The organism is Sulfuriferula nivalis, assembly GCF_009937995.1.
Taxonomy (GTDB): domain Bacteria; phylum Pseudomonadota; class Gammaproteobacteria; order Burkholderiales; family Sulfuriferulaceae; genus Sulfuriferula; species Sulfuriferula nivalis.
The window spans coordinates 2,511,209-2,524,421 of sequence record NZ_AP021881.1 but is presented as its reverse complement, the minus strand read 5'-3'; the positions used below and the strand labels follow the sequence as shown (position 1 = coordinate 2,524,421).

12 protein-coding genes and 1 tRNA gene are annotated in these 13,213 nt (G+C 46.8%); 12 read left to right on the top strand and 1 reads right to left on the bottom strand.

What is annotated here, in order from left to right; translation table 11 throughout:
• Positions 1–110 precede the first annotated feature (110 nt).
• The 9 genes from thrS (at position 111) to SFSGTM_RS12370 (ending at position 7,548) form a co-directional block, all read left to right on the top strand.
• Complete coding sequence (gene thrS / locus SFSGTM_RS12410; RefSeq protein WP_162085427.1) at positions 111–2,030, top strand: threonine--tRNA ligase; 1,920 nt, start codon at positions 111–113, stop codon at positions 2,028–2,030.
• A gap of 44 nt (positions 2,031–2,074) precedes the next feature.
• Positions 2,075–2,593, top strand: a complete 519-nt coding sequence (infC, locus tag SFSGTM_RS12405) for a translation initiation factor IF-3 (protein WP_162086325.1) — start codon at positions 2,075–2,077, stop codon at positions 2,591–2,593.
• A gap of 126 nt (positions 2,594–2,719) precedes the next feature.
• Positions 2,720–2,917, top strand: a complete 198-nt coding sequence (rpmI, locus tag SFSGTM_RS12400) for a 50S ribosomal protein L35 (protein WP_087446232.1) — start codon at positions 2,720–2,722, stop codon at positions 2,915–2,917.
• Positions 2,918–2,929: 12 nt separating this feature from the next.
• Positions 2,930–3,289 (top strand): 50S ribosomal protein L20, encoded by a 360-nt coding sequence (gene rplT, locus SFSGTM_RS12395; protein WP_162085426.1) that lies wholly within the window; start codon positions 2,930–2,932, stop codon positions 3,287–3,289.
• A gap of 115 nt (positions 3,290–3,404) precedes the next feature.
• Positions 3,405–4,388 carry a phenylalanine--tRNA ligase subunit alpha gene (gene pheS, locus SFSGTM_RS12390; protein ID WP_162085425.1) on the top strand — a complete coding sequence of 328 codons (984 nt, stop codon included), beginning with the start codon at positions 3,405–3,407 and terminating at the stop codon, positions 4,386–4,388.
• An 11-nt stretch (positions 4,389–4,399) separates the two neighbouring features.
• A complete protein-coding gene (pheT, locus tag SFSGTM_RS12385) occupies positions 4,400–6,757 on the top strand; it encodes a phenylalanine--tRNA ligase subunit beta (RefSeq protein WP_162085424.1) in 2,358 nt (785 codons plus the stop codon).
• 7 nt (positions 6,758–6,764) lie between these two features.
• Complete coding sequence (locus tag SFSGTM_RS12380; RefSeq protein ID WP_162085423.1) at positions 6,765–7,070, top strand: integration host factor subunit alpha; 306 nt, start codon at positions 6,765–6,767, stop codon at positions 7,068–7,070.
• A complete protein-coding gene (locus SFSGTM_RS12375; RefSeq protein WP_162085422.1) occupies positions 7,048–7,425 on the top strand; it encodes a MerR family transcriptional regulator in 378 nt (125 codons plus the stop codon). Before SFSGTM_RS12380 ends, SFSGTM_RS12375 begins: the two co-directional genes overlap by 23 nt.
• Before the next feature lie 46 nt (positions 7,426–7,471).
• Positions 7,472–7,548 (top strand) — tRNA-Pro (locus tag SFSGTM_RS12370).
• Positions 7,549–7,937: 389 nt separating this feature from the next.
• Here the strand turns inward: SFSGTM_RS12370 and SFSGTM_RS12365 are convergent.
• The gene (locus SFSGTM_RS12365) at positions 7,938–10,112 is read right to left on the bottom strand and encodes a glutamine synthetase III family protein (RefSeq protein WP_162085421.1); all 2,175 of its coding nucleotides are present in this window, start codon (positions 10,110–10,112) and stop codon (positions 7,938–7,940) included.
• Positions 10,113–10,873: 761 nt separating this feature from the next.
• On the opposite strand from SFSGTM_RS12365, the gene surE reads away from it, so the two are divergent.
• Genes surE through SFSGTM_RS12350 form a run of 3 tightly spaced genes read left to right on the top strand, consistent with a single transcriptional unit; the run spans position 10,874 to position 13,211 of the window.
• Positions 10,874–11,614: a 5'/3'-nucleotidase SurE gene (gene surE, locus SFSGTM_RS12360; RefSeq protein WP_162085420.1), complete on the top strand. Its 741-nt coding sequence runs from the start codon at positions 10,874–10,876 to the stop codon at positions 11,612–11,614.
• A complete protein-coding gene (locus SFSGTM_RS12355; RefSeq protein WP_232525977.1) occupies positions 11,602–12,273 on the top strand; it encodes a protein-L-isoaspartate(D-aspartate) O-methyltransferase in 672 nt (223 codons plus the stop codon). Before surE ends, SFSGTM_RS12355 begins: the two co-directional genes overlap by 13 nt.
• Positions 12,273–13,211 (top strand): peptidoglycan DD-metalloendopeptidase family protein, encoded by a 939-nt coding sequence (locus SFSGTM_RS12350; protein WP_162085419.1) that lies wholly within the window; start codon positions 12,273–12,275, stop codon positions 13,209–13,211. The genes SFSGTM_RS12355 and SFSGTM_RS12350 overlap by 1 nt, the downstream gene beginning before the upstream one ends.
• Positions 13,212–13,213 lie beyond the last annotated feature (2 nt).

Below are 13,213 nucleotides of genomic sequence, written 5' to 3'. Positions count from 1 at the left end.
GTTTGTTTATAAAATTATTGAGTCGCGTAGCTATCTAAATTATTTCACAATTAAATTGTGACTAAAGAGCGCGGCGAGTCCGCGCTTTTTTATTTTCTATCGGAGAAATTATGTTGCACATTACTTTACCAGATGGCTCAGTTCGTGAGTTTGATAAGCCAGTAACAGTTGCTGGTGTCGCTGCTTCCATCGGAGCAGGGTTGGCTAAGGCCGCTTTAGCTGGTCGCGTAGACGGACGTTTGGTGGATACTAGCCATTTAATTGAAGCTGATGTGCAATTGGCTATAGTGACAGACAAAGATGCTGATGGTCTGGAAGTGATACGTCACTCAACTGCGCATTTATTAGCTTACGCGGTGAAATCTTTGTTTCCGGATGCGCAAGTGACTATAGGTCCTGTGATAGAAGATGGTTTTTATTACGACTTTGCTTATAAACGCCCATTTACGCCTGAAGATTTGCTAGCCATAGAAAAAAAGATGGTGGAATTGGCAAAGTTGGATGAAGTGGTCTCGCGCAGCGTGATGCCGCGAGACGAGGCAATAAATTATTTTAAAAGCTTTGGTGAGGTTTATAAAGCTGAGCTTATTGAAGCTATACCAGTTGGTGATGAGGTTTCTCTTTATAGTGAGGGAAACTTTACTGATTTGTGCCGTGGGCCTCATGTTCCATCAACGGGTAAGTTAAAACACTTTAAGCTGATGAAGTTGGCCGGTGCTTACTGGCGTGGCGATCATCGCAATGAGATGTTACAACGAATATATGGTACGGCTTGGGCTAAGAAAGAAGATTTAGACACTTATTTACATCGTTTGGAAGAAGCCGATAAGCGCGACCACCGTAAATTGGCCAAGCAGCTCGACCTGTTTCATATGCAGGACGAGGCACCAGGTATGGTGTTCTGGCACCCTAATGGCTGGTCAATCTGGCAGCAGATTGAGAAGTATATGCGTGACAAGTTCCGTGAATACAATTATCAGGAAATCCGTACTCCGACTGTTATGGACAGGCACATGTGGGAGAAATCCGGTCATTGGGAAAACTATCGCGACAACATGTTCACAACGTCTTCGGAAAACCGTGAATATGCGGTCAAGCCGATGAACTGTCCTGGTCACGTGCAAGTGTTTAATCATGGTCTGCATAGCTATCGTGATCTGCCTATGCGTCTGGCTGAATTCGGTTCGTGTCATCGGAATGAGCCTTCTGGATCACTGCATGGATTGATGCGGGTGCGAGGATTTACTCAGGATGATGCGCACATTTTCTGTACCGAAGCGCAGATTGAATCTGAAGTGGCTGACTTTATTGTCATGCTGCAAAAGGTATATGCTGATTTTGGCTTTGACGAGATGCTGGTCAAGCTTTCTACACGTCCAGTAAAACGTGTGGGAACTGACGAAACATGGGACAAGGCAGAAGCAGCTTTGGCTGCTGCGTTAACGCAAAACAAACTAGATTATGATTTGCAGCCAGGTGAAGGCGCATTTTATGGTCCGAAAATAGAGTTTACGTTGAAAGATAGTCTCGGACGTTTGTGGCAATGTGGCACGATACAGCTTGATTTTAATCTGCCTGTGCGACTGGATGCCAAGTTCGTTGATGAAGACAATACACGTAAACCTCCGGTGATGTTGCATCGTGCAATATTAGGTTCGATGGAGCGTTTTATTGGTATTTTGATAGAACACCATGCGGGCATTTTCCCATTATGGTTGGCGCCAGTTCATGTTGTAGTCATGAATATCACCGACCATCAGGCCGCGTATGCCCAAAAAATCTATGATGATTTACGTGCTGCAGGAATTAATGTCACGTTGGACTTGAGAAATGAGAAAATAACCTATAAAATTCGGGAACATAGTTTACAAAAGCTACCTTATCAGCTTATTGTTGGTGATAAAGAAATGGCGGCTGATGTGGTCGCGGTGCGTGCACGTAATGGTGCAGATCTCGGTCAAATGTCAGTAGATGCCTTTGTTGCCAAATTGAAGCTTGAAATAGCACAGCGTAAACCTAGCGAGGAGTGAGTTTACTCACTCCTCTTGTATTTTGATTTACAGGAGTTGCGACTATCGCTCAGGATAAAGAAACACGAATTAATACCGAAATTACAGGTTCAGAAATTCGTTTGATTGGGGTTGACGGCGAGCCGTTGGGTATATTCACGGCAGCACAAGCGTTGAAATTAGCTGAAGAAGCTGAAGTGGATCTGGTTGAAATTGCACCACAAGCCAAACCGCCAGTATGTCGCTTGATGGATTATGGTAAGTTTAAATACCAGCAAAGCAAGCGTCAGCACGAAGCTAAATTGAAGCAAAAGCAGATACAGGTTAAGGAAATTAAATTCCGCCCGGGTACTGATGAAGGCGATTACCAGATTAAATTGCGTAATCTGATCAAATTCCTGGCGGAAGGTGATAAAGCAAAAGTGACTTTGCGCTTCCGTGGTCGCGAAATGGCGCATCAGGAAATTGGTTTGGCGCAATTGAAACGAGTTGAGGCTGATTTGGCTGAACATGCAGTTGTCGAGCAATTTCCAAAAATGGAAGGTCGGCAAATGGTTATGATGCTCGCGCCTAAGCGTAAGTAAAGAATTTGTGGTGTGGTTTGCCACAAACGCGTTTGGTGTTGAAAACCAAACGTTAACAGGTGATACGGAGGTTCCTAAATGTCTCAAAGTGAGACTGCCTAGCGTGTACCATTCAGGAGTAATGTAATGCCTAAGATGAAAACTAAGTCGGGTGCAGCGAAACGCTTCAAAGCGTTAGCTAACGGCGGTGTAAAACGCGGTCAAGCGTTCAAACGCCACATCCTTACCAAGAAAACGACCAAGAACAAGCGCCAATTGCGTGGCACGCTGATGGTTGATGCAACCAACATGCGTTCTGTGCGCGCCATGTTGCCCTACGCATAAAGGAGAATTTAAATGCCAAGAGTAAAACGTGGTGTCACCGCGCGTGCGCGTCATAAAAAGATCATAGTTCAAGCCAAGGGCTACCGTGGTCGTCGTAAAAACGTTTACCGTATTGCTAAGCAAGCGGTGATGAAAGCGGGTCAATATGCTTACCGCGATCGTCGTCAACGGAAGCGTCAATTCCGTTCATTGTGGATTGCGCGTATCAATGCGGCTGCACGTCAGTGCGGTATGCGTTATAGCGTGTTCATGAATGGCCTGAAAAAAGCTGAAATCGTGCTGGACCGTAAGGTGTTGGCTGATTTGGCTGTGTTTGATAAACCAGCATTTGCATTATTGGCTGAACAAGCTAAAGCAAAACTGGCTGCTTAAATACGCGGGTAGAGAAAAAGGAGGCCGCTGGCCTCCTTTTTTGTTTATGCGGGTTTATATTAAACAATTTATATATACAGTTGCTTAATATAAACCATAGTGAGAGTGGATAAGCATGGAAAACTTGGAACAAATTGTCGCGAGCGCAGTGCAGGATTTTGCGGCAGTGACACAAGCTGCAGAATTAGAGCAGGTTAAGGCGCGTTATTTGGGTAAGACAGGTTTGATGACTGAGCAGATGAAGTCATTGGGCAAGTTGCCAGCAGAACAGCGTCCTGCTGCAGGTAGCTTAATTAATCAGGCCAAAGAGCAGATTCAAGCCGCATTGGAATCGCGCCGCGCAGCAATGCGAGAAGCAGAGCTGGCTGAGAAGCTGGCTGCAGAGACGCTGGATGTGACTTTGCCTGGCCGTGGTTTGGCGATAGGTGGTTTGCATCCTGTGACACGTACATTGGCACGCATTGAGACCTTGTTTCGTTCCATAGGATTCGATGTAGCACAGGGTCCAGAGATAGAAACAGACTTCTATAATTTTACCGCACTGAATATTCCAGAAAATCATCCTGCACGTGCGATGCACGATACGTTTTATGTCGATGCGCAATATTTGTTGCGTACCCACACTTCGCCAGTACAGATACGCTACATGGAGAACAATGCGCCACCGTTGAAAATTATCGCGCCAGGCCGGGTTTATCGGGTTGATTCTGATGCGACACATTCGCCTATGTTCCATCAGGTTGAAGGTTTGTGGGTAGGTGAAGATGTGAGTTTTGCCAATCTCAAAGGTGTAGTGCAAGATTTTCTGCAGCGTTTTTTTGAGCGTGATGATTTGCAAGTGCGCTTCCGGCCATCATTCTTCCCATTTACTGAGCCTTCAGCAGAGATGGATATGAGTTGGGGAGATGGCTGGCTGGAAATCGGTGGCTGCGGCATGGTGCATCCTAATGTACTCAAACATGTGAACATCGATAGCGAAAAGTACCTGGGATTCGCATTTGGATTAGGGGTTGAGCGTCTGGCGATGCTGCGTTATGGCGTAGATGATCTGCGTTTATTCTTCAGCAATGATTTGCGTTTTTTGAAGCAATTTAATTAGTTTGGGTAATCATGAAATTTTCTGAATTGTGGTTGCGTAGTTATGTGAACCCGTCCATGGACAGTGCGGCATTGTCGCATCTGTTGACGATGGCGGGTTTGGAAGTTGAAGTAATGGAGCCTGTTGCGGCTGATTTCACCGGTGTGGTAGTGGGTCATGTGGTCAGTGTTGCGCCTCATCCTGATGCTGACAGGTTGCGTGTGTGTCAGGTTAATGTCGGTGCGGACGCGCCCTTGCAAATCGTGTGTGGCGCACCTAATGTTTGTGCCGATGCCAAAGTGTTATGCGCGACGGTAGGTGCCAAGCTTCCCGAATTTGAAATCAAAAAGGCAAAATTACGTGGCGTGGAGTCTATGGGCATGTTGTGCTCAGCGCGTGAATTAGGCATGGCCGATGAAGCCGATGGCTTGTGGCTGTTGCCCGCCGATGCACCTATTGGTATGAATGTGCGGGAATATCTACGGCTGAACGATAATTTGTTTACGCTCAAGCTCACACCTAATCGTAGCGATTGCTTGAGTGTGACTGGCATAGCTCGAGAAGTGGCAGCATTGACCGCGTCAGCATGGCAGTTGCCCACCTTTGACACTGTACCAGCAAGCGCTGTGGATGTGCCTGAAATCGTCGTCACGGCCAAGGATGCAAGCCCACGATATTGTGCGCAAGTGATCGCTGGGATTAACCCGAATGCAGTTACGCCTGACTGGATGGTTGAGCGTTTAAGTCGTAGTGGTGTGCGTGCAATTAGCCCAGTGGTAGATGTGACCAATTATGTATTGTTAGAGCTGGGTCAGCCGTTACATGCATTCGATTTGGATAAGTTAAATGGCGGCATTAATGTGCGCATGGCGCTGCCAGATGAAAAGCTGACTTTGCTGAATGATCAAGTCGTACAACTTGATCAGGATATGCTGGTTATCGCTGATCAGAATGGTGCACAGGCTTTAGCCGGGATTATGGGTGGAGCAGCGACCGCAGTGGGTGATACAACGACCAGTGTGTTGCTGGAATCTGCATTTTTCCAGCCTGATATTATTGCGGGACGTGCGCGGCGCCTTAATTTGACCACCGATGCGGCGCACCGGTTTGAACGTGGCGTGGATTATGCACAGACCAACTACGCATTGGCACGTGCAACACAGTTAATCGTAGCTATATGTGGCGGTGAGGCAAGTGCTGTCACAGAAGTACTGGGTGATTTGCCCAAGCGTGCAGCAATCAGTTTACGTCCTGAGCGCGCAGTCAAAGTGTTGGGTGTATCCCTTACACATGAGCAAGTTGGTGATTTGCTACAACGTGCACAGTTTGATTACGTGGCTGAAGGCAACATATATCGAGTTACGCCACCAAGTTATCGTTTCGATTTAACGATAGAAGTTGATTTGATAGAAGAGTTGGCTCGGCTTTATGGTTATGAAAATATCCCTGCGACCACGCCAGTGGCAGCACTGAGCATGTTGCCAGATACTGAATTGTCGCGACCAGTGGATAATTTGCGTCATGTGTTGGTTGGTCGTGATTATCAGGAAGTTATCACTTACGGATTCGTTGATGCGGTATGGGAGGCAGACTTAGCGCCAGAACTGACACCTGTTACATTAAAAAACCCGATTGCCAGTCATATGAGTGTGATGCGTTCGACTTTAATGGGTGGCTTGCTGGATGTGTTGCAAACCAACTTGAATCGTCGTCAGACTCGTGTACGCATTATGGAAGTCGGGCATTGTTATTTGGCGCAGGACGGTGGTTATGCTCAACCATTACGCATAGCTGGTCTGGCTTATGGTGATGTGATGCCTGAGCAGTGGAGTGTTGCCGCTCAATGTGTCGATTTTTATGATGTTAAGGCCGATGTGGTGGCGATGTGTATACCACAAATGGTGCGTTTTGAAGCGGCACAGCATCCAGCTTTACATCCGGGTCAAAGCGCTGCGATATGGTTGGGTGATGTGCAGCTGGGTTGGTTAGGCGCGTTGCATCCTGCGCTGGTACAGAAATTTGGGTTAAGCAGCACGCCTGTACTGTTCGAGTTGGCAGTCGAACCATTATTGGCGACCAAAGTGCCTGAACATGGCGAGATTTCTCGTTTGCCATCAGTACGTCGAGATTTGGCAGTGATAGTTGAGCAGAATTTATCTGCGCAATCCTTACTGGATGCGATGCTCTCTGCTAAAATACCGAGCGTCATCGATATTGCGCTGTTTGATCTCTACCGTGGTAAAGGTATTGATTCTGATAAAAAAAGCCTTGCTTTCCGTGTGCTGATGCAAGACAATCAAAAGACGCTGACAGACCAAGAAGTAGATGCCGTCATGGCTCAATTGATGAGTTTGTTACAACAAAAATTTAATGCGCAATTGCGTTCCTGAGGTAGTAATGACACTGACTAAAGCCGAATTGGCAGATTTATTATTTGAAGAAGTTGGCTTGAACAAGCGCGAAGCTAAAGAAATGGTAGAAACCTTTTTTGATGAAATCCGGACTTCTCTGGAAGCGGGTGATTTGGTTAAATTGTCGGGTTTTGGTAATTTTCAGTTGCGAGATAAACCGCAGCGTCCAGGACGTAATCCTAAGACTGGGGAAGACATGCCTATTAGTGCACGTCGTGTGGTGACTTTTCATCCGAGCAATAAGTTAAAAACCTTAGTTGATAAGCATTATGGCGGAACACCAGCTAACTGAGGCATTGCCTGCAATTCCTGCCAAGCGTTACTTTACCATTGGTGAGGTGGGGGAGTTGTGCGCGGTAAAACCGCATGTATTGCGTTATTGGGAGCAGGAATTTACCCAGCTCAAGCCAGTGAAGCGTCGTGGTAATCGGCGCTATTACCAACATCATGAAGTGTTATTGATACGTCGTATCCGTGAGTTGTTATACGAGCAGGGCTTCACTATTAATGGTGCGCGGCAACGTCTTGATGAACAAGCCTGTGTGCAGACGGACGTAGTGGAACTGATAGTTGCGGCACCTGCACCGCTTGATTATTCTGCATTGCGTGAAGAAATACTGGAAATCATTCAAATCTTGAAAGTGTGATCTGGCACTTTAGCTCATGTGCCAATCCTGCTATAATCTTACGCTTCGGGGCGTAGCGCAGCCTGGTAGCGTACATGCATGGGGTGCATGTGGTCGGAGGTTCAAATCCTCTCGCCCCGACCAATAAAATCAATGGGTTAAACTGAATTAAGCTTTCTGGTTTTCTGGCTTAGTAAATTATGGGTAAACTCATGGGTAAATCATGAGAATCTTATAGTGGTTTATGTCAGGATTTTTATGATTGTAGGTTGGGTTTTCAATGAATCCAGCTTATGAAATAGCTTACTTCCATTCCCTCAACAGGTTCAAATTCCAACAACCTACATAGTTTTACATCTTAGGGGTATTGGCTACAGCGATGCTCAATACTCAATATATGATCTGTCATGATCGTTGTGCTATATATGAGAGTTAATTGGGAAACTAGGGCGCGCCGCTATACACTGGCTGCTTACTTGAATCTAGAAGGCCTTGAAGGCGGGGAAAGGTTAATTACCGTTCCCCGCTAAGAATTACTTGATGAACAGCATTTCGCTATATTTAGGGAAAGGCCATAGTTCATCTGCTACTTCCATTTCAAGCGCATCTGCATGAGCACGAACTTCGTTCATCAGATCACGAATGACGTGGGCGCAATAATTCATATGTTCTTCAGTCGTGGCGAAATCATGCTGCTTGATAGCGGCGCTGAGTTTCCCGACAGCAGCCATCATCGCATTTGCCTCTGCTGCAACGGCTTTTGCCACAGTGTCATCCAGCTTAACATCCATTTTTGCCATCTCTGAGCTTGTCTGTGCTATTTCTGACAGGTAGTGGATTGCGGCTGGATATATAGAAGTTTTTGCCATATCAATAACTAACTTGGCTTCAACTTCGATAGACAAAATGTATTGTTCAGCATAAACCTCAAACCGGCTTTCCAATTCCACGCGTGTCAGTACACCCGTGCTTTCAAATAGCTTCCTGACGGACTCTTCACGCAGCATCGGAATTGCCTCTGCCGAAGTTGGCAGGTTCTTCAAGCCGCGCTCTTCGACCGCCATTTTGTGCCACTCAGGTGAATATCCATTGCCGCCAAACACCACATTACCATGCAACTCCATAATTTCCTTAAGCACAGCAAACACGGCAGTTGCTTTGTCGTCCTTCTTTTTCAGTTCTGCTTCCAGTTTGTCAGCTATCCAGTTCAAGGAGTCGGCCAGCATTGTATTCATCGCAACCAAAGGCCCCGAGACCGACTGTGATGAACCTACTGCGCGGAATTCGAAGCGGTTGCCAGTAAACGCGAAAGGAGAAGTACGGTTACGGTCGCCAGGATCGCGTTCAAACTTAAGGATTTGCGGAAGTCCAAGATCCATCAATCCACCATCCGTCGTCATAGCGAGCTTTCCGGCTTTGATGTCCATATAGACTTTTTCCAGCTGGTCACCCAGGTAGACAGACAGAATGGCTGGTGGCGCTTCGTTAGCTCCTAAGCGATGGTCGTTCGCAGCGGATGCAATAACGGCGCGCAGCAATGGCCCAAACAGGTGAACGCCACGGATGACTGCTCCGCAGAACAGCAAGAAGTTAAGATTGTCATGCGGTGTTTTGCCCGGGTCGAGCAAATTGCCTTGGGTTGCATTACCCACCGACCAGTTCACATGCTTGCCAGAACCGTTCACGCCTGCAAATGGCTTTTCATGCAGCAGGCACATGAATCCGTGCTTCTTCGCTGTGCTTTTCATCAAAGTCATCATTAGCTGCTGATGGTCAGCTGCCACATTAGCCGCTTCGAAGTAGGGCGCAATTTCGAACTGTCCCGGCGCAACTTCATTGTGGTGGGTTTTGGCAGGGATACCGAGTCGGTATAATTGGTCCTCAAAATCTTGCATGAATACTTGAACACGCTCTGGTATAGCGCCGAAGTAATGGTCGTCGAATTGCTGACCTTTTGCAGGTGATGCGCCGAACAGGGTGCGCCCGGCAAGCAACAGATCCGGACGGCTGTTGGCAAAAGCGGAATCAACCAGGAAATATTCCTGTTCCGCGCCACAGCTGGAATTCAATGTTGCAATATTTGTTTCGCCCATCAAAGCAAGCACTTTCTGAGCCGCTTTGTTCATTGCATGATTAGAGCGCAACAGCGGGATTTTCTTGTCAAGCGCTTCACCAGTCCAGGACATGAATACGCACGGAATCATCAGGGTGGAGCTATTGTCTGTGTGCATGATATATGCAGGGCTGGTCGGATCCCATGCCGTATAGCCACGAGCTGCATTGGTCATACGGATACTGCCATTGGGGAAAGAAGAACCATCAGGCTCGCCTTTGATCAGCAGGCTGCCGGTAAACTCGGTAATCGCCCCACCATCGGAATTAGTGATGATAAAACCATCATGCTTTTCTGCCGTAATATTGGTCATCGGATAGAAAATATGAGAGTAGAACTTGACGCCTTTCGATAGTGCCCATTCCTTCATTGCTGCAGCAACCATATCAGCAGTCGCCGTATCAAGGGCGGCACCTGTTTGTACGGTATTTTTGATGGTCTTGAAGACGTTCTTGGAAAGCGATTCTTCCATGCGTGCCAGATTGAAAACGTCACATCCCCATATTTCACTTAATGGTTTTGGCGTTTTTACAGATAAAGGTACACGGTTTGTAATTTTGTTAATTGCTTGAACGCGAACTTCATTCCCACTCATTTTTCTCTCCTGACAAGATTTGTGATACTAATAAATTCAGTCGAATCTTCTTGGTAAGAGGCCTTGATCAAATGGCAGTGCTTACCAGAAAACATCGAATAACGACTACTGTCTTGACTTGCAAGCATAAGATCAAATAAAGCAAAAAACGAGCCAATATATCAAGCAAATTCGAATGCAGTCAGATCAAGCCTCTCATTACAGATGTAGCCATATAGCTAGTAATGATGGCGTGCCATTTCAGTGCAAGTCGCACTGAAATGGCGCTTGGAGACGCATCAGAATATTGTTTGGAGAAAGCTTGGGTGTAGTTAATTTCTATGATTGATCATGGCTGGTAAAAAGCGAATTGCGTCTCTGGATACCCTTTGGACATATTGTCACCTCTAGGCCTTAGGAATGAAGCTGTGTCTGATGTGTGTCAATCATGATGAAAATGCGCTAGAATCGAGCTGATAATAGCTATATGAGTTTTATCCTCTCATGAGTACATCTGTGGATAAACCGAGCGCTGGTTGTTATTGAACTGTGCTGTACTTTGCTGGACAAATATTGAAACCCCGTTATTTTTTAACATCATGTTTTTGTTATGCATTATTGTTTTTGATGTTCGAAGTCGCCCAGCAAGGTGCGATAAGGTTTTCGTTTAAAACGGGATTTAAGAAAATGGGGTGCATGTGATGGTATATTCAAATCATCTCGCTCCGACCAAATTCCCTTAATTTATAAAATATCAACAGAAGGGTGTCGTCCATTTATTTATGCGCATTTTATTGAGCAACGATGACGGTTATTTTGCACCTGGTCTGGCTGTTCTAGCCAAGACATTATCAACTATTGCTGAAATTGTCGTGGTTGCGCCAGAGCGTGACCGTAGTGGCGCGAGTAATTCGTTGACCCTTGATCGTCCATTGATGTTACGGCAGGCTGACTCTGGTTTTTATTACGTTAATGGCACGCCGACTGATTGCGTACATTTGGCGGTCACAGGCATGCTGGACACTTTGCCGGATATGGTAATTTCGGGTATTAATCATGGTGCGAATATGGGTGACGATACTGTTTATTCAGGCACCGTTGCTGCTGCCACTGAAGGTTATTTGCTGGGTGTGCCAGCAATTGCGGTATCACTGACCAATCATAGTGGTGGGCATTTCGAAACAGCCGCGCGTGTTGTGCTTGATTTGGTAGAGCGACTGCTCAAGCAACCGCAATTAACGCCGATGTTGCTGAATGTCAATGTGCCAGATGTGCCATATGAGGCGTTAAATGGTACGCAGATTACACGTCTGGGTCGCCGACACAAAGCAGAGCCTGTTGTTAAAGCTACCAATCCACGTGGACAAACCGTGTATTGGGTGGGGGCTGCAGGTGCAGCGCAAGACGCGAGTACAGGAACTGACTTTTATGCAATTACGCAACAGCAAGTTTCTATTACGCCGTTGCAGATTGATTTAACCCATTATCAACAAATACAAACCTTGCAGGGATGGTGGCAGTGAAACCGAGTCGACATGATGGTATAGGTATGACTTCTGAACGTACGCGCCTGCGTATGATAGAACGTTTGCGTGAAAAGGGTATCAAAGATAGTGATGTGTTGACTGCAATGGCGATGGTGCCGCGTCACTTATTTGTGAGTGAGGCATTGGCGATACGTGCATATGAAGATACGGCGTTGCCCATTGGCTTCGGTCAGACTATTTCACATCCGTACAGTGTGGCACGGATGATAGAGGTATTGCGCAATGGTAAAGATATGCAGCGCGTACTAGAGGTAGGTTGTGGCTGCGGTTATCAGGCTGCGGTGCTTTCCAAGTTGGCGCGTGAAGTGTATTCGATTGAGCGTATAGCTAACTTGCTTGGACACGCGCGGCGTACGATACGCGCATTACGTATTGCTAATATTAAAGTGCAGCATGGCGATGGTCATATTGGTCTGGCAGAGGTGGCGCCGTTTGATGGCATCATCTTAGCAGCAGCAGGTGCAGAAGCGCCGCCTGCATTGCTGGCGCAATTGGCCGAGGGTGGGCGATTAGTGATGCCGCGTGGCGTCGGTGAGTCGCAGCAAATGGTGTTGATAGAGCGTCAGGCTGATGGGTATCATGAACAAGTGTTGGAGATGGTGCATTTCGTACCATTATTGCCAGGAGTGGCTTGATGAAATGGTGGTGGATAGGCGTTGTATTAGTATTGGCCGGTTGTAGTACGACGCGGGTAGCCCCTGTGTATGATGGCACCAACTACAAAAATTCAAATGCGAAACGTGCTGCGGCGAACGCTAAGGTTCGAGATTGGCGTCCTGCCACTTACACTGTAGCTAAAGGCGATACTCTGTACAGTATCGCGTTGGAATATGGTTTAGATTATCGTGAACTGAGTGGCTGGAATAAATTAACCGACGTGAATCGGATTTACGTGGGGCAAACGTTACGATTGACTGAGCCTGCTACAACGGTAGTTAAAGAAGGTCCGCAAACCAGTGCGATGTCTCCAGCCGTAGTAACAACACAAGCCTTGCCTGAGTCGGTTAACATTACCCAGCCTTTAGCATTGAAACTGCCTTATTCAGAACAGGCCGTAGCTCAGTTAAATCAGCCAAAAAGTGATAGTCAGCCGGTGGTAAGTAATTCACCGGTATTGTCGAGTAAACCCCTGCCTGCTCCTCCCCCTGTCGTTAAGGATGTTGTAAAAGATGTAGCACCTAAAGAGGCGGATGATACTGCACTGGACTGGATGTGGCCTGCACAAGGGAAAACCATTGCTGAATTCAGTGAAGCACAATCAAGCAAAGGGATAGATATAGCCGGTACCGCCGGGCAACCCATATTTGCGGCTGCTGCGGGCAAGGTGGTGTATAGCGGATCGGGTTTGCGTGGTTACGGGAAATTGGTCATTATCAAACATAATGCGATTTACCTGAGTGCTTATGCGCATAATCAGACCGTCTTGGTCAAAGAAGGTCAGACTGTACAGCGTGGGCAGAAAGTTGCCGAGATGGGTAATACCGATGCTGATCAGGTAAAGCTGCATTTTGAAATACGTCAAATGGGTAAACCTGTTGACCCCATGAAATACTTACCTGAGGCTGGGAAATAAAG